We start from the raw sequence: 16534 nt of genomic DNA, 5'->3' as shown, positions 1-16534 counted from the left end.
CTTGCTAAGCTACATCTTGTCATAAGTGTGGCGAAATTAAGAGCAAAATATGGACAGACCACTCAGGTATGAGCAGGCATTCCCGGCGCCGAAGGTACTTCCGGACCTGGAGCCTGCCAACGACTCTAAGATTGCGCCGACGGGGACGGCGCCGCGCAATCTCTTTGCGCTCAGTCGTGATGCGCTCGAGCGTGATAGCAGGCTTGGGGGCATCCGTGCTGCGACGATGAACTTTCGCAATATGCATGAGCACGGCACATTGCTTGCGCAATACCTTGAAATCCGAAAGTCCATATTCATCGACCGCTTGAAGTGGCAGGTCGGCGAGGCCGACGGTATGGAATTCGACCAATACGATACCCCCGCCTGCCAGTGGGTCGTGCTTCACGAGTTCGGAGAAATCTTTGGTGGAGTGCGCCTCCTGCCCACCACGGCGAAATGCGGTGTGTACAGTTATATGCTGCGGGATGCCCAGAAAGGTATTCTGAAAAGCTTGCCTACCGACATTCTGTTCTTTGAAGCACCGGTCAAACCTACCGTTTGGGAAGCATCACGGTTCTTCATCACGGACAATGTTCCGTCGACACGCAGGACCATCGTCCAGCAGGAGTTGTTCCGCCAAATGACAGTGACAGCGCAAGAAGGTGGTGCGACCAGCATTCTCGGGATTGTACCTTCTGTTTGGGCGCGGTGGTCCCGGCGACTAGGGGTTGGTGCTGCACCAGTTGGCGCAAAGTTCTCGATTGATGGAACCGCAAGTCAGTCGGTTTTGTTCAACATCAAGACCCACGGGAATATCGGTTCAAGCGACGTACAGATACAAGCAGACGATATAGCCTGAGAATTGCCTTGCGTGGCAGGTTTGCTGTGGCGCGGTGCGAGTGCGACGGTGGTTTTTCATCTGGATCAGCCGACAAAGTATGCAGGGCCAGCAAGGTTGAACTTTGCGGTTCGTGCGTATCTTTCGTAGGTAAACTCCGAGGGAAGCCCGTCACTCAGACGCCGCAATCGGTGAACGTGCGCCCAAATAAGGTCAAGAAAATACCTTGTTCCTTGTTGCTTTTCTGCTTTTTTGCCGCGGTTTCGTCCTAGTCGTTTCATAGTCTGGCGTCGTTAAACGGGCAAAAGCGGTTAGCCAGTCATGAAACATTCGATCCCCGCAAAAGAACAGTTTCAGCAGAAGTTGGAACTTCGGGCGCTGAAACAGACTACGTTCAGAGTATTGGCGGTCGATGACGAACCGGGTGTGCTGGAACTTCTTCAGACCGGACTTTCCGCATTCAAGAACTGTCATGTCACGGAGGCTGGTTCAGCCTCTGAGGCGCTGCAAAAAATCAAGATGTCTGAAACCCCGTTCGATTGCATTCTGCTGGACATTCAAATGCCGGGTACAAACGGAATTCAGCTTCTACGGAAAATTCGAAGCCTGCCGGATAATTCCGAAACACCCGTGATAATGTTGACTGCAATGAGCGACAGGCAACATGTCGAAGATGCATTTCAGGAAGGCGCATTCGACTACATTACAAAGCCGTTCGATTTTTTTGAGTTGCGCAGCCGTATGAATGCAGCGCACTTGCTGATGCAGGAGCGGATCAAGGCCAAGAGAACTATGGCGTCGGTCAAGTCCCTCAAAGAAAAGCTTGATTACAACCGGCAATTCAGTTTCGAGGATCCACTGTCTATCGATGGCCCGAAACGGTGTTTGGGATATGTCGAGTTTGACAGTTATGTCGAGAACCTTTCGCTGGGTCGCCTTTTTGACTCTTCGGTTACAGCGGTAAAATTGCAGGATGCCGAGTACCGTTACGACATGAATGACTTTGGCAGCTTCCGCCGTGCGATTTCCGATATCGGTTTCTGCATTGACAAGGTAATGAAAGACGCCGATGCAGTTTTTTCCTACCGGGGTGGCGGTGTTTTTCTTATTGTCACCCACGGCCGGGACAGCACAGATTTTCTCCCGTCTGAAGAGATTTTGAGCAGGAAACTGGGGATGGTTCTCAGTACGCGCGGTGCTTCTGCGCATCTGCGGACATTGATGAGTTCGCCAGTACCCATGCGTTCCATCTCGAAATCAGGAGCTTTGTCGGCATTGAAGATGGCCGTTGAGCAGGTAAACAATCGGGAACAGGCTTTGAGAAAGGGTGCCGCGGCACGGGTTCACACCGGTTGCGATTTTGAGGCTGAGCAAAAAGAACTCGCGAGCCCGCGCCTGTTCGAAAAGGTGCTGCACGAACTCTACGGTCAGGAAACACACCTTTCTCGAAAGTAACGAAAAGGCGGCATTAGGCCAGTATGCTCTGGGACGTTCTGGTTTCAATGACCCTACGGTATGTTGCTCGCTGCTGACGCAACGGAAGGCTGAGTGGGGCAAAGCTTTTTTGATGCGTTACCATATTACACTTTCGCAATTTCGCGCGCCTTTTCAGTCAGATACCGACGGTCGCAACTGCGAGACATTGCCTGACAGCGCAACAGTTTTGAGCGCCCGCAATGATTATTGACAAACTGTGAACTCAATTCTGGCCAACTCCGTCCTCATTGTTTGGTTAGAAGGAAACGCGAGTGCGAGTAGTGAAGATCTTGAAATGACGGTCATCGAAGCGAAACAGCCGGATCGGGTACCCGAATTTCCCGACGATAGGCTGCTGCAGAACATCAAAGACTACACTGCCATGATCACGTCGCTTCTATGGCAGCGTCAGGCGATTTTTCTCGCCTCGACGATCCTGACCGCCTTCTTTTTCAATCCCATAAATGCACTTTTGTTTTACGCAACAATCCTTATTTGCGAGCTGCAGGATTTGTATCTCGCAAAACGTGTGGCTGTTCTGAAGCCCAACCAGAGCAAAGCGATCCGCATGATGGTCGCCTGGATCCTGGTGAACACGGTTCTCAGTTCTACGGCCATCTGCCTTTATGCCGTATCAGTGGCGTTCAAACAGGAGTCCGGTGGGCATTTTACGCCTTTGTTCTTCCTTTTTGCTGCCGCTCTTTTTGCGGCAATGAACAACCATCAGTTCGTTTGGGCAATGATTGTCCGGTTGGTCATGTACGGCATTTCGTTCATGGTGATTGTTGTTAAAGACATCTGGGTCGAACAGCCTGATCTTTCGTCGGAACTTTGGCTACATTTTTTTACCGTCGTCTTCGTGATGTACTTTCTGATCGATTGTTCGCTCGTGTTTCTGGGTCTTTACCGGAAAAACCTGGAACAGTTGGAGAAACTCAAGAAAGAGCACGAACGTACCAAAGCCGCGTATATTGCGAAGACTCAGTTCATTTCGACCGTCAGTCATGAACTTCGCACGCCGCTGACATCGATCAAAGGCTCGTTGGACTTAATGAACTCAGGCGCCTTGGGTGAAATACCAGAGAAGATGCAAAGCCTTGTTTCATTGGCAAGCAAGAATAGTGAACGCCTTGCATCGCTGATCAATGATGTTCTGGATATCCAAAAAATGGAAGCCGGAGAAATGGTTTACCGCGACGATGCGATAAATGTCTGCTCACTGGTTGAGGAGGCCATAGCCTGCAACCTGGGATATGCCAGTGCTCACAACGTCGAAATCGAAGAAGACTGTCAGGGTCAGTGCGACGCGCTGATCAGGGGTGATGCGTCTCGCCTTAATCAGGTTTTGACAAATATGATATCCAACGCGGCCAAGTTTTCCTTCGACGGTGGCAAGGTCACTGTGGGGTGCAAAACTATAGGCAATCGTGTTCGGATTTTCGTTAAGGATCAGGGCGTCGGAATCCCTCCTGGCAGCAGGAACAAGGTCTTCGAGCGTTTCTCGCAAATTGACTCATCCGACGAACGGCACGCGGGCGGTACCGGGCTGGGGATGAATATTTCCAAGGAAATCGTTGAACACTTTGGCGGCACGATAGATTACCTAAGTAAAGTCGGAACAGGCACGGAATTCTTCGTGGAGTTCCCGGTTTTTGAAGGTCGTGAGAAAGAGTATTCTGGACAAGGAAGTGCACAGGAATCCAGTGAGGCCCAGCCGTAACAAGGTGGCTGGAAGGGAGTGATCCAAAACGATGCGTCGTGTTTCATTCCTTGGAAACGCAATTCCATCAGGTGTCTGTGTCTGATTGATCCAGAGCTTCCCGGATACCAGGTCATCTGGTAGACATTCGCCATGCCTGATTTTCAACCTTTAGAGCGAGACTCACTTCGACCGTTGGCAACACTTCAGGTGGGCGACAAACAGGCGGCATTTGTTGCACCTAACCTCATGACTATGGCTCAGTCCATTTTTGAGCCGGGATCAGAGATCTATGGAATTTGGGAAGGCGATTGCCCGGTCGGGTTGCTTGCCGTTGTCGATATGTCTCATCCCGAAGCACAACTCGATGATGGCGATGACCCGAATGGGATATACATCTGGCGATTGATGGTGGACCAGGCCCATCAGGGGCGCGGCCACGGCTGGTCCGCATTGGAGTTCGCCAGATCGCTGGCACAAAAAAGGGGCCGTGCCCGGCTGGTTGTCAGCGTCGTTGACGAACCCGGTGGGGCAATGCCGCTTTACGAAAGGTTTGGTTTCCGCCCGACGGGAAGAGTAATTGATGGCGAGGTCGAGTTGATCATGCAATTGGCATGAGACTTGAATATGGGGCAGGGCGGGAGCGGCCTTGTTCTGAGTGGCATCTTACCCATCAGGACGGAAGATCAGCCGACTTGAGAACCCTTGTGAAATGCGTACTCAATGTCACTCGCTACGCCGAGCCCACCAGCTTACTGATGCGTCCGGGATTTCTGAGGGTCGTAGATCGGACCGTCGACAACAGTTGCGGTAGTGTCCAGTGACGCGCTTTTGACCCCTAAAACCGATCCGACGACAATCTCGGTTCCGACATGTGCCAGTGCCAGCGACTTGTTCATCCGGTGCGAATAACAGGGGCTGTTGATCACGCCAACCTCTTTGCCGTCCAGCAACAAGATCTCGCCGCCCTCGACCATGTCGGGATGATCGATATCGAGGCAGACGTTGCTGATCTTCTCCTGGCCTTTGGCAGCCATCAGAGCTTTCTTGCCGCGGAAGTCAGGTTTGGAGTTACTGACCGTAAAGCCCAAGCCGACTTCCCAGGGTGTATGCTCTTCCGTCATATCGTATCCATAGAACAAGAGCCCGACCTCGATCCGAACTTTGTCCAGCGCCGTGAAAGAGCACGGCGTGACGCCTGCCTCAACGAGATTGTCCCAGATATCTGTGACTACCTCGGCGTCTGCAAAAATCTCATACCCGCGTTCACCGGAATACCCTGTGCGTGAAATGCGGCAGGGATGCCCGAACAGGGTTGCAGGCGTATGTTCAAAGTAGGCAAGTTGGGCCAGATCACAATCGCAATGCGCATTCAGGATATCCAAGGCCGCCGGGCCTTGCACCGAGACGTCGTGCAAATCGTCGGTAAATTCGACCGATACGGTTCGCCCTTCGGCAGAAGCCTGCAGCAACGCCATCGTGTCGCCCGAGCCGTGCACGATCATCCACTCATCATTGCCATTGTTTGACACGATGGCATCATCTGCAATTCCGCCTTCCTCGGTCAGTACGCAGAGATAGGCGGCCTTGCCCACAGTTACTTTGGACAAATCGCGGGTCGTCAGGTGGTCAAGCACTGACTGTGCGTCCGGTCCGCTAACAAGCACTTTTTTCAGCGGTGACATGTCAAACATACCGGCGTGGTCGCGCACCGCGTCGTGCTCATCGTTCGGTTCGCTGTTGTAGGTCCAGGCAGTTCCCATTCCGTTCCAGTCCTCCAGGCCCGATCCAAGCGCTATGTGGCGGGAGGCAAGCGCGGACGTGCGGCTCAGTTCTTCGGTCATGTGCAAGGGTCCTTTCTCAATGCCATTCGTCAGGCATGCTCGCTTTGCGCTCTGTCACAAAGTCATTCAGGGCTGTTCGGATACTTTCAGGCATCTCTGGTGGCTGATACTCTTCCAGCATCTGACGCCATCGGATGGAAGCACGTTGATCTGCGGTCATACAGCCGTTTTCTTGCCAGGCTTCAAAGGGACCTCCGTCTGGCACCCAGGGCTCGAAATTGGCGGTGGTGTAATGGCGCAATGTGTGACCGGTCGAGAGAAAATTCTCCCCTGGCCCGGCCTCGCTATAGGCGTCGCGGCCAAAGTCTTCGTCATCGGTGTCGAATCCCTGCAGCATTTTCAGCATGGCGCCACAATGGTCGAGGTCCAGGATAAATTTCTCATATGACATCACCAACCCGCCTTCGAGCCAGCCAGCCGCGTGCCAGACCTGATGCCCGCCGGACAGAAGCGTGGCCCACATCGCGCCGGTGCTGTCCTGCATAGCTTGCCCATCCGGGGCATTCGACGCCGTTACCTGACCCCCGCCCGACCGCACGGGAACCCCCAGTCGGCGGCCCAACTGTGAGAGCGCCATGGTGGTCAGGTTGGCCTCGGGCGAGCCAAATGTCAGCCCGCCGGTGCGTAGATTCATGGTGGAATGAAAACTGCCAAACACTACCGGGCACCCTGGGCGTACAAGTTGCACCAGGGCAATGCCGATCATGGCTTCGGCCAGGGTCTGGGCAGCGACGGCGGCAGGAGAGAGAGGCCCCATGGCTCCGGCAAAAATGGCGGGCGAGATACAGACACATTGGTTCGCCTCTGCATAAATGCGCAAGGATGTGGACATCACCTCGTCATAGACCAGCGGCGAGTTCACGTTGATGTTGGCTTGAATTACGGCGTTTTCATCCACGAACCTTTTGCCAAAGGCCAATCGGACCATATCAATGCTATCTTGCGCGCCTTGTGCTGACGTCACCCCGCCCATGAACGGTTTGTCCGACAGCGTGAGATGCGCCAGCATCGTGTCCAGATGCCGTTTGTTCACAGGTACATCCGTCGGTTCGACGACGATGCCGCCTGAGTGATGCAGCGCCGGCGAAAGATGCGCGAGTTTCACGAAGTTCTCAAAATCTGCCAGGGTGGCATAGCGCCGACCGCGTTCAAGATCGGATACGAAAGGCGAGCCATAGCCCGGCATCAGCACCAGATTGTCGCCGCCCAGTGTCACTGTTCGTGTGGGGTCGCGGCCGTGCAGCTGGAACTGGGCTGGTGCCGAGGCGCAAAGATGCCGGGCATGACCCGGTGCAAGCTGTACCCTGCAACCATCGATGCGCGCGCCAGCCTCGGCAAAGAATGCAAGGGCAGCCTCATCGCCTCGGAACTCGATGCCAATATGCTCCAGGATCCAATCCGCCTGGGCCTCGATGCGGGTCAATGCGACGTCGCTCAGCAGATCATAAGCGGGGATTTTGCGACTCAGATAGACCGGCGTTGTTTGCCGTGCATTGTGTCGGGTCAATCGCCCTTGGCGCGACCGGCCGCGTTGGGTGATATGTGTTTGGCTGTTCATATTTCCCAACCACCAAACTCCTGTGGGCAACTCCGACCCTTATTATTTATGAAATTTGGCGCTAATAAATCGAAATTATCTTCACTTGGTGTGCAAAAAATTTATACGCTAGACACATGCCGATTGACTTCCGCCACCACGACAGCTTGCGCCTGTTTGTCGAAATTGCCCGATACCGGAGCTTTTCTGATGCCGCCGAAGCGCTGAACATGACCAAAGGCGCAGTCAGCTATCAGATCAAAACGCTTGAGGTCGATCTGGGTTTTGCGCTTTTTCAACGCAGTTCCCGAGGGGTCCGGGTAACGGCGGTCGGGCAAAAGCTACTGAGGGCCTGTCAAAGCCGCTACGATGAGATCGAGGTGGAAATACAGGCTTTGAAGGGCGTATCTTCCAGTACACTGACTGTTGGCGTCTCTACTTTTTTCGCCGCCCGTTGGTTGTCACCGCGGCTGATGTCCTTCATGCAGGATCATCCAGAAATCCAGCTGCGACTACAGCCCATGATCCGGTTGTTCGACCTCGACTCTCAAGGTGTAGATATCGCGATCCGCTGGGGGAGCGGACATTGGGATGATTGCGAAATCACGCCTTTCATGCCGTGCCCGGCCTTTCCCGTTGGCAACGCCGAGGCGTTGGATAAGGTAAGAAAGCGGGGTATGGCGAAGGCGATTTCCGGATTTACGCTATTACGGGATCATGATGACAGTAATGCCTGGACCGATTGGTTAAACGCCGCACAGTTGCCGCACCAGACACGCCGGGACACGTTGATCATCCCGGACCCCAATGTACGGGTTCAGGCGGTTATTGACGGGCAGGGGATTGCCCTGATGGACGCCCTGATTGACCGTGAGCTTGAAGAGGAAAAGCTGTTCCCTCTGTCCGGGTATGAGCTTGGGGACTATGGCTATTTCTTGGCTCGTCCGCGCAATGCCCGCCCCCGAGCCAGTGTCATGGCTTTCACCAGTTGGTTGCAGAAGCAGTAAGCAATACAGTTTCTGTTGAGCCTGATACACTGATGGCTAATGCAATGAAGTTCCCATCAACTTGAGTGAGTGGGTCAAGTGAAATTTTCGAACAGGTTCCTGACACTGCCTCGAAAAGCTGCTCTCTCCTGTTTTATGTGTTGTCGATAATCATCAAAGTCCCGAGTAACCTCTGCGAAGTCCTTCATGGTACCTTCCGCGAGGTTTTCAAACTCTGAGGAAAAATCGGCACTTTCGAAATCAAGTTTGAAACGACTGGGGATGGGAATGTCTATTGGATTTTTGGCCGACCCATTTTGACCAGTAATTAAGCAAGCGCCGCAGATCACCGCCTCGCGTGGAATTCGGTCTTTCCCCGGGTGATTGCCGAAATCCACATACAGTTTTACTTGTCGCAAGCAGTCGATCAGTTCGGATCGAGTCATTTTCTCAAGCGCCACCCATTCAAATCCAGGGAGTTTTTTCATCAAATGACGAATACGCCGCATTCCTTTTTTGGGATTGTAGGCAATCAAGTCTTTTCTTTCCAAACTGGATAGACTTGATGCCTCAATAAAGGCATTGTGCAAATAATCGCCAAGTGGATAGCTGGGTATACCATGCCGGGCCAGAAACTCCGTCGCGTAGTGGCTCTGACTCAGGTGGATCAATTTCATGCCCGCCAATCTGTCAATATCGATGCGGTGTCTCAGGCCCCAATTTATTCGCATTTTGGCGCCGTCATTATCTTCGGGAAACAGCTTTCGAGCCAGATAATTGTCCACAGACAACCACCAAATGCAGATTTGAGCTTTCCTGATGTATTTTACCAATCCCGTTCTGGATTCCGGGATCACGAAAAGAACATCCGCATCATCTTCGAATTCCGCGGTCGGTGTTACATAGTCCGAATAGGCGCTGGGCGTTTCAAGGTTCTCGCCGAAAGGCGTGTAACACATGGCTGCATCAAAGCCGTTTGTGCAGAGCTCATGACAAAGCTGATGCAGAAGCTCTGGTCCACCGGTGACAATGGCGGGAGAAATGATCCTGATCCTCATGGGTTCAGGTTCTAACGCTCAACCCGCGAAACCACAACGGGTACAATCCGGAACAGGACAGCGGTTAGTCGTGCGTGACAGGGCGGCCCGGGTGCCTTGGCAATGAACCGCAATACCTGTTTTGTGGAAGGAACACCACAAGGAGTATAGGGCTGGTGATCACACCGGATGTCGTGTCCGGCAATTGGATCCTGCACTAGTATTGACCCAACTGGTTGTGAACGAACTGACGGCTGTGTAGCTTCGCCTTTAGGCCATGAAGGACAAAGCTGGACCGATCTTGGTATCGACGAGCGCCATTAAAGGATTGAGGTTGCTTGGGCTGCGATGAACCACGAGGTCAGGCTGAATCAAACGGGTTCTGACCCGAGCCTCGCCCGTCGGTTTAATAATATTTCAATTACCCAGACTGGGAGCTGCACGAATGCGAGGCATTTCAGGTGTTCTTGTCTGGCGCGAGCACTGGCTATGAGAATAATGTTTGCATTGCGTAACTTCAGCAGGTGCCATGCGCTTTATCTGTAGAGACACAGGCCACGCCTAAAACAGTCTTAGAATCCTGTCCAATTCGGTCGTAACATTTTTCGGGGACACTTGTCGGGATACATCCTCCATTATCTTCAATGCCTTATTCCATTGACGATTACCAAATTCTGATTCTACGCGCGAAATGCATTCCATTATTTCATCAGGATTGGTGCTCTCGATCAGATAAGGATAAGAGTACCCCAGATAGTGCTCTGCATCATGGACCTGTTTATTCACAAGAACATTGGCACCGACCACAGCGGCATTGAAACCTTTTGTAAAGGGCTTAAAAGAATTTCTTTTTGGTGGATCGCGCGTGCAGATGTGAAAGTTCGCGTGCGACATTTTCTGAATAAAATCGTCAGCATTCGATTTTCCATCGTATTGCGGCGTAAATACCGTTTCGGCCAATGCATCCGGCATTGTTACATTGGATGCCAATCCAAAATACCCTGGACATAGTTTGTGATCCGGCGCAGTTCCCGCCTTTAAGCGCGGGTCTGCGTGATGTCGCAAATGACGTATCTGCGTTCCGGGAACCGGGTTGAGCGAGTTCATGTTTTGATACAAAATCCGCTCGCTTTCGTAAGAAGCGGCTATGTGGATGTCGACGAACCCTGACTCAAATGGGCCCGCGACCACGTCCAAGTGATCGACGCAGATACCTGCGGCTACGCTTTTCAGGGCTTCGCGAAAGTCTGGCCCAAGGTTTTCCGCCGCGTTTTTGTGAAAAATCACAATGGCATCTTTGCACTGTTCCACGAATCTTTTGCACATGTACGGACGTGCGCTTCTTGGCGCCAACGCCACGTCAAATTCGTAACGTTCTGAAAGATGGGACCGAGCCATCGCTGCCAACTGATCGACGCGCATGACTTTGCCGCCCATTTTCTTTTGCCCTATGCGATAGGCAAATACGACTTTTCTTTTCATTGTGTGAAACACCAAACGCGGAACAGATAGCTGTGAAAAGACCCCCGACATTCCCAGCAAGCAGGAACCACTTTAATCGCTGCGTTGTCTTCCAGCCACCCCTTTACGGAAGCTTTAGCCGCACAAATCCGCCAAAGACCTATGCAGTAACCATCTTTCGACACGCACCCGCAAAAAGTTTCGGGCATGACGGATTTCGATGGAATCTTATCCCAGATAGTCGCGCAAACCAGGGGGCGGATTCTCAAAGAGCTGAGATGTCGCAGCAGGAGGATTCACCAATCCATCCGCCACGAGGATTGTTTGTCCGGCTATTCGATGCGCGTCTTGCGGATCATGACTGACCATCAGCAAAGTTGTTTTGGTCTCCGTTGTCAGGTCGGCAACGAGATCAAGCATTTCTGCCTTCAGCGCCGGTCCCAAGGCGGCGAAGGGTTCGTCCAGCAGCAACATTTCGCGACGTTGCACAAGGACCCTGGCCAGTGCGACACGACTTTGTTGCCCACCGGACAGTTCTGATGGCTTCCGGTTGCTCAATCCGTGCAGTGAGACGCGATCGAGGGCGGCTTGCACCTTGGTGTGTTCGTCCTTCGAAAGTCGTCCGTTCGGGCGCAGGCCTAGCGCGACATTCTGCTCGGCCGTCAAGTGCGGAAAAAGGTTCCCATCCTGAAACAGCATGGCCAGCGGACGTTTCCCGGGGTGAAGCACGGAAATGTCATCACCGTTCCAGAGAATTCGGCCTTGTTTGAGATCGCGAAAACCGGCAATCGCTTCTAACAATGTGGACTTTCCTGCGCCGGATGGGCCGATGATGGCAACGCTGGCTCCGGCTTCGACGCCAATATCGGCGTGCAGTGCGAAACCTCCGTTTTCGATGACACAGCCGTCAAGCTTCAGCATGCCAGCGCCCTCCGCGATCCAAAAGCCAGAATGCCCCCATCGACAGCAACAGTAGCAACAATGCGCCTCCTGCGGCGGCCTGCATCTGATACGCACCCATCAGACGATAAATTTGCAGTGGCAATGTTGCGATCTGGGGATCAGCGAACAAAGCGATTACGCCAAGATCACCCATCGATAGTGCGGCACCGAGGCCAGCGGCAAAGCAGATTTGCGGGCGCATTCGAGGGAGCAGAATCCAGGCAATAAAGGTCTTCTTTCCCATGCCCAGTGATAGCCCGAGCCGCCCGTGCCGCGCGACGATATCGCGGGCTACTGGCACGAGAATGCGCAGGGCAAAGGGCAGGGCCATGACGGCATTCACCAGGGCGGTCACAGGAAGCGCCAGCGAAGTCGGGTTTGCCAGTGGACGAATCATAATGAACAGACCGGTGCCGATAACCAACGGTGACGCGGCCAGACCCAGAATTCCGCTGAGTTCGACAATCCCGAAACGCCCGGTCGCGACGGCCGTTGCCATCGGCAGTGCAAGCATCAGCAGGATCGCAGTGCTGGCAGCGGCCACAATGATCGAGGTCAGCGCCGCGCGAAACACAATTGCTGGCATGTCAAAGAACCCCGTGAACCCCGAAATCACCACTGATGCCAAGGGGAGCAACAGGAATGCCGCCGCCGCCAAGATCCAGAACGCATCGATTGCAGGCGCCCCTCCATCCCAGCGGCGAATGGCACGATCCAACCCTGCGCCAAGGCCATCTCTGCGCGAAAACCTGAGCGCTGCCAGCGCGGCGGCTGCGGTTAGTGCAAGTTGCAGCGCTGACAGCAGTGCGGCGCGACCAAGGTCAAAATCATAGGTGAAGGCCTGATAGATTGCGAGTTCAAGTGTCGTCGCCCGCGGTCCCCCGCCCAGCGTCAAAGCAACGGCGAAACTTGTCAGGCAAATGGCGAAGATTACGGCCAGCACCCCGGGGAGTATCCGTGTCAGCATGGGCAGTTCGATCAACCGGAACATCGCCATGCCGTTGCAGTCCAATTGCGCGGCCAGGCGAAACCTCTCGGCGGGAACTTCCTGCCACGCCTGCAGGATGAGGCGCGTGGCCAAGGGCAGGTTGAAGAACACATGGGCCAGAACGACACCATGCAATCCGTAGATGCGAATGGGGGCGAGGCCAAAGAACCCCAGAATGTCCGAGATCCACCCCGCACGGCCAAAGACCTGCAACAGTCCGAGGATTGCAACGATAACCGGCAGAATGAAAGGCGCGCCCAACAAGGCAATGAGGGCTTGTCGCCCCTTGAACCTTCGCCGGGCGAGTGCCCGTGCAACCGGGACGGCCAATCCCGCGCTGAACAGTGCGGACAACACCGCCTGCGTAAGCGTAAAGCGCAGGGCAGACCAGTCGGCGGGGCCAAACCCGCCGGCTGCTTCGGCACGCAGGGCGACCGCGCCGAGCGTACCCAGTATCAGCGCGGCGACCAGCGCGGCCGCGCCGATACCCGGTAACGGGCTTACTGGCTGAGCGCGCCCAGCCATTCCGCAAGCGCCTGATCCCGCATTGCGGCGGCTTCATCCGCTCCGAAGAGCAGGGATTTCTCGGGCACGATCAGAGTTTCAAACCCTTCAGGCAGTCCAGAGGCCGGCGTTACCGCCGGATACATCCAGTTGGTCGTTGGAATGATCTGTTGGAAAGCGTCCGAAACCATGAACTCCAGGAATTGATCGGCCAGTTCGGGTTGATCGGTTCCGGCCAGTTTTGCCGCAACTTCGACCTGCATGTAGTGCCCCTCGTCAAAGGCCGCCGCTGCCTTGCTGGCATCTTCCTCTGCGATCAGATGATAGGCCGGAGAGGTCGTGTAGCTGAGGACCATGTCCGCCTCACCCTCAAGGAACAGGCCATAGGCCTCGGACCAACCCTTGGTCACGGTTACGATGTTGTCGGCAAGCCCGGCCCAGATGTCCGGCGCTTCATCGCCATAGGCCGCTTTGACCCACAACAACAGCCCAAGGCCCGGAGTGGACGAGCGCGGGTCCTGAATGATGATTTTGGTGTCGCCGTCTGCAAGTTCTTGGAAATTGGCAGGCGCCGGTGAATCCGCGTTGTGGACGAACGCAAAATACCCCCAGTCGTAGGGTGCAAAGACATCATCCGTCCACTCGATCGGGAGCGTGTAGTCAGCTGTGACCGAGCTGGGGGCAAACAGACCGGTTTCCTTCGCTGCGGTGATCAGGTTGGTATCCAGCCCCAGCACGACATCGGCGTTGGAACTCTCACCCTCAAGCCGGATACGTGACAGCAGCGCCGCGCCGTCCTCGACACCAATCAGGTTCAGGTCGCAGTTGCACACTGCCTCAAAGGCTTCTTCGACCTGCGGGCCGGGGCCCCAGTCCGAGACAAAGCTGTCATAGGTATAAACGGTCAGCTGAGGTTTGTCGGCGGCGATGGCCGATGTTGCACTCAGTATTCCCGCAGCAATCATCAGATGTTTCATATCATCCTCCATTGCGGCGAGAGGGCAAGGATGGATGAAACCGCTACCCTTCCCTCCGCCGGTTCTAGCCGGTTCAGGTTCAACGGGTTCGCCAAAGGCATCTCAGCACGGCAAGCCGCGCACCCCGAGGTGTTGTTGTGCCTAGGCGGGATCGGACGAAAAGACAACCGGTTTCATAGCAATTCTGGCTTTGTCACTGAATTTCGGAAGACAGGCATGGCATACCCTGAAAGTGTCAGCCGTTTTGCTTCAAGTCGGCAAGAATCGCCTGAATTAATGCCGGTTTGAAGGGTGGGGGGCGCAGGTCTGCCGAGTGTTTGGGAAGAATGGCTGCATAGCCATAAGGCAAAGACAAACCCAGTAATGCGGATTGCGGAAGACACTCCGCACCGCGCTCCGCATCAATGAGCATTTTCGGTACGAGAGCTATACCCGTACCCCGGGACGCAAGTGCAAAGGCAACGGCTGCGCCTCCGATCCGCAGGCCTTTGCGGATGTCCGGTGTTCTTGCGAGCCCCGCGGCACGGAACCAAGCGGCCCATGTCGGGTATGACGCATATTGTTCACCCCAATCGGTATGGATCAGCAGGTTGTCAGGAATTTCGGCAAGACTTCCGTTCGAAATAAATCGCTTGCGAAAATGTTGGCTGCAATAGGGATAGACGGTATCGGTGAAAAGGGGTTCGGTTGTGTGTTGGGGATACAGATGGCTTTCAGCAGTGATCCGGATATCGGTTTGGGTGCTTGTCAAATCCACCGGGTCACCTTCGATGCGCAATTCTATCCCTATGTCTGGATGAGAAGATCGAAATCTGGATACTGCAGGAGCGACCCATTTTTCTGCCAAAGATTGAATAGTGCTGATGATGATCCGAGAGCGCGCTTCGTTTTCCAGGAGTTGGTCTGTGATGGCTGAGATGCTCATCAGCGCGTCGCCGATCGTTGGATGGTAGGATCGCCCTGCATCTGTCAGCAACAGGCTGTTGTTGGTCCGATGAAACAGCTTTTTCCCAAGGAATTCTTCGGCCTTTTTGACCTGCATGCTCACTGCGGCAGGCGACACTCCCAGTTCAGCCGCGGCCGCGGTGAACCCGCCAAGTCGGACGGTTGCCTCAAATGCTTTGAGTGTGTTCAGCGGGGGAAGTCGCACAGGCGGCATTCCTTTGCATCAGGAATTCTTAGGCAAGCGTCACATTTTTTGATCTGGAACGCCAGCATGCATTCTTCAAGATGACAAAAAGCACGGGATCTACGCATGACAAAAATTGAAATCGAATACCTGGGTCAGCCCGAAGTCGATCAGGTGGCACTCAGCAATGATGACATTCTGAACGCGATCGAGCAGGGATTGATCGCGGCGGGGCAGGGTAAGGCGGTCATAGAGCCGCGCATGCATCTGACGCCTGACCCCGCGTTCAACGGGCATTTCAACGTGCTGCGTGGCTATGTGGAGCCGCTGGGCTATGCCGGGGTGAAAATTGTTGGCGACTATGTCGACAATTACAAGCAGGGCTTGCCGTCGGAACTGGCCCTGCTGAACCTGTTCTGTCCCAGAACCGGCGCCCCGCGTGCAGTGATTGATGCCGCTGGTATCACCGATATGCGGACAGGTGCTCTGACCGCCCTTGGCGCCAAATGGTTGGGTCCCCGAAACCCTCGAATACTGGGGCATGTCGGCGCGCGCGGCACATCCTACTGGAATGTCAGGTTGTTGGATCATCTGTTCGACTTTGAAGAAATCCGGGTGCACTCGCGACGTCAGGAAAGCCGTGATGCCTTCGGTGAAAGACTCAGCGGTGATCTGGGCAAAAAGGTGATTGTCACCGAAGACTGGCAGAGCTGCCTGAATGGGGCAGACATCCTGATCGAAGCAACGCGCCTAAACGAACCAACGCCAATGTTTGACCGGTCTTGGGTCAAAAAAGGCGCATTTGTGGTGCCATACGGCACGATGAGCGCCCTGCCGCTGAACTTTACTGAGGGGTTCGACAAGTTTGTCATGGACGATCTGGGCCAGATGCGCGCGGGTCATCTGGGCGCGCTGCGTCCGCATATAGACGCCGGCCTTGTAAGCGAAGACACTTTTTACGCCGAAATCGGCGAAATTGCAGCGGGGTTGAAACCGGGCCGGGAATCCGACGACGAGACCATTTTGTTCTGGCACCGTGGCATGTCGACCGCGGACATTGCTCTGGGAGCCCGGATTCTGGAGCGGGCCCGAGAGCTCGGTATCGTTCAGAAGCTTCTCTACCGGAATGCCTGA

Annotated in this window: 14 protein-coding genes and 1 riboswitch; of the genes, 6 read left to right on the top strand and 8 right to left on the bottom strand. The window is 54.5% G+C overall.

Going from position 1 to position 16534, the window contains the following annotated elements:
- The first annotated feature begins 49 nt into the window (after positions 1 to 49).
- From AC2TEL_RS06180 to AC2TEL_RS06165, 4 genes are all read left to right on the top strand, one after another.
- Positions 50 to 841 carry an acyl-homoserine-lactone synthase gene (locus tag AC2TEL_RS06180; protein ID WP_480840311.1) on the top strand — a complete coding sequence of 264 codons (792 nt, stop codon included), beginning with the start codon at positions 50 to 52 and terminating at the stop codon, positions 839 to 841.
- A 381-nt stretch (positions 842 to 1222) separates the two neighbouring features.
- Positions 1223 to 2275, top strand: a complete 1053-nt coding sequence (locus AC2TEL_RS06175; RefSeq protein ID WP_480840309.1) for a response regulator — start codon at positions 1223 to 1225, stop codon at positions 2273 to 2275.
- Positions 2276 to 2591: 316 nt separating this feature from the next.
- Positions 2592 to 4016, top strand: coding sequence for a sensor histidine kinase (locus tag AC2TEL_RS06170; RefSeq protein WP_480902652.1), 1425 nt, complete (start codon positions 2592 to 2594; stop codon positions 4014 to 4016).
- 234 nt (positions 4017 to 4250) lie between these two features.
- A complete protein-coding gene (locus AC2TEL_RS06165; protein ID WP_480840305.1) occupies positions 4251 to 4613 on the top strand; it encodes a GNAT family N-acetyltransferase in 363 nt (120 codons plus the stop codon).
- 134 nt (positions 4614 to 4747) lie between these two features.
- Here the strand turns inward: AC2TEL_RS06165 and AC2TEL_RS06160 are convergent, their stop codons facing one another.
- Together AC2TEL_RS06160 and AC2TEL_RS06155 are read right to left on the bottom strand one after the other, a co-directional pair.
- On the bottom strand, positions 4748 to 5839 hold the full coding sequence (locus AC2TEL_RS06160; RefSeq protein ID WP_480902649.1) for an aminomethyl transferase family protein: 1092 nt from the start codon (positions 5837 to 5839) through the stop codon (positions 4748 to 4750).
- Between the two features lie 16 nt (positions 5840 to 5855).
- Entirely contained in the window at positions 5856 to 7397 is a 1542-nt protein-coding gene (locus AC2TEL_RS06155; protein ID WP_480902647.1) for a trimethylamine methyltransferase family protein, read from the bottom strand.
- A gap of 116 nt (positions 7398 to 7513) precedes the next feature.
- On the opposite strand from AC2TEL_RS06155, the gene AC2TEL_RS06150 reads away from it, so the two are divergent.
- The gene (locus AC2TEL_RS06150; protein WP_480902645.1) at positions 7514 to 8383 is read left to right on the top strand and encodes a LysR substrate-binding domain-containing protein; all 870 of its coding nucleotides are present in this window, start codon (positions 7514 to 7516) and stop codon (positions 8381 to 8383) included.
- A gap of 74 nt (positions 8384 to 8457) precedes the next feature.
- Here AC2TEL_RS06150 and AC2TEL_RS06145 read toward each other — a convergent pair whose 3' ends face one another.
- From AC2TEL_RS06145 to AC2TEL_RS06120, 6 genes are all read right to left on the bottom strand, one after another.
- A complete protein-coding gene (locus AC2TEL_RS06145) occupies positions 8458 to 9420 on the bottom strand; it encodes a hypothetical protein (RefSeq protein WP_480902642.1) in 963 nt (320 codons plus the stop codon).
- 540 nt (positions 9421 to 9960) lie between these two features.
- Positions 9961 to 10881 carry a hypothetical protein gene (locus AC2TEL_RS06140; RefSeq protein WP_480902639.1) on the bottom strand — a complete coding sequence of 307 codons (921 nt, stop codon included), beginning with the start codon at positions 10879 to 10881 and terminating at the stop codon, positions 9961 to 9963.
- Between the two features lie 207 nt (positions 10882 to 11088).
- On the bottom strand, positions 11089 to 11781 hold the full coding sequence (locus AC2TEL_RS06135; RefSeq protein ID WP_480902637.1) for a thiamine ABC transporter ATP-binding protein: 693 nt from the start codon (positions 11779 to 11781) through the stop codon (positions 11089 to 11091).
- On the bottom strand, positions 11768 to 13315 hold the full coding sequence (locus tag AC2TEL_RS06130) for a thiamine/thiamine pyrophosphate ABC transporter permease ThiP (RefSeq protein WP_480902635.1): 1548 nt from the start codon (positions 13313 to 13315) through the stop codon (positions 11768 to 11770). The genes AC2TEL_RS06135 and AC2TEL_RS06130 overlap by 14 nt, the downstream gene beginning before the upstream one ends.
- Positions 13291 to 14271 (bottom strand): thiamine ABC transporter substrate binding subunit, encoded by a 981-nt coding sequence (gene thiB / locus AC2TEL_RS06125; protein ID WP_480902634.1) that lies wholly within the window; start codon positions 14269 to 14271, stop codon positions 13291 to 13293. The genes AC2TEL_RS06130 and thiB overlap by 25 nt, the downstream gene beginning before the upstream one ends.
- Positions 14272 to 14304: 33 nt before the next feature.
- A riboswitch (TPP riboswitch) is annotated at positions 14305 to 14408 on the bottom strand.
- A 98-nt stretch (positions 14409 to 14506) separates the two neighbouring features.
- Complete coding sequence (locus tag AC2TEL_RS06120; protein ID WP_480902632.1) at positions 14507 to 15421, bottom strand: LysR family transcriptional regulator; 915 nt, start codon at positions 15419 to 15421, stop codon at positions 14507 to 14509.
- Between the two features lie 105 nt (positions 15422 to 15526).
- Here AC2TEL_RS06120 and AC2TEL_RS06115 point away from each other — a divergent pair, with 105 nt between their 5' ends.
- Positions 15527 to 16534, top strand: coding sequence for an ornithine cyclodeaminase family protein (locus AC2TEL_RS06115; RefSeq protein ID WP_480902630.1), 1008 nt, complete (start codon positions 15527 to 15529; stop codon positions 16532 to 16534).

The organism is Ruegeria sp. HKCCD9138, from assembly GCF_057220975.1.
The sequence above is the reverse complement of the archived record's forward strand: the minus strand, read 5'-3'. Positions and strand labels throughout refer to the sequence as shown.

Excerpts from the sequence above, each read along its gene's own strand:
- AC2TEL_RS06180 (WP_480840311.1), top strand. The coding sequence starts at position 50 with ATGGACAGACCACTCAGGTATGAGCAGGCATTCCCGGCGCCGAAGGTA.
- AC2TEL_RS06170 (WP_480902652.1), top strand. The coding sequence starts at position 2,592 with ATGACGGTCATCGAAGCGAAACAGCCGGATCGGGTACCCGAATTTCCC.
- AC2TEL_RS06165 (WP_480840305.1), top strand. The coding sequence starts at position 4,251 with ATGGCTCAGTCCATTTTTGAGCCGGGATCAGAGATCTATGGAATTTGG.
- AC2TEL_RS06160 (WP_480902649.1), bottom strand. The coding sequence starts at position 5,839 with ATGACCGAAGAACTGAGCCGCACGTCCGCGCTTGCCTCCCGCCACATA.
- AC2TEL_RS06155 (WP_480902647.1), bottom strand. The coding sequence starts at position 7,397 with ATGAACAGCCAAACACATATCACCCAACGCGGCCGGTCGCGCCAAGGG.
- AC2TEL_RS06150 (WP_480902645.1), top strand. The coding sequence starts at position 7,514 with ATGCCGATTGACTTCCGCCACCACGACAGCTTGCGCCTGTTTGTCGAA.
- AC2TEL_RS06145 (WP_480902642.1), bottom strand. The coding sequence starts at position 9,420 with ATGAGGATCAGGATCATTTCTCCCGCCATTGTCACCGGTGGACCAGAG.
- AC2TEL_RS06140 (WP_480902639.1), bottom strand. The coding sequence starts at position 10,881 with ATGAAAAGAAAAGTCGTATTTGCCTATCGCATAGGGCAAAAGAAAATG.
- AC2TEL_RS06135 (WP_480902637.1), bottom strand. The coding sequence starts at position 11,781 with ATGCTGAAGCTTGACGGCTGTGTCATCGAAAACGGAGGTTTCGCACTG.
- AC2TEL_RS06130 (WP_480902635.1), bottom strand. The coding sequence starts at position 13,315 with ATGGCTGGGCGCGCTCAGCCAGTAAGCCCGTTACCGGGTATCGGCGCG.
- thiB (WP_480902634.1), bottom strand. The coding sequence starts at position 14,271 with ATGAAACATCTGATGATTGCTGCGGGAATACTGAGTGCAACATCGGCC.
- AC2TEL_RS06115 (WP_480902630.1), top strand. The coding sequence starts at position 15,527 with ATGACAAAAATTGAAATCGAATACCTGGGTCAGCCCGAAGTCGATCAG.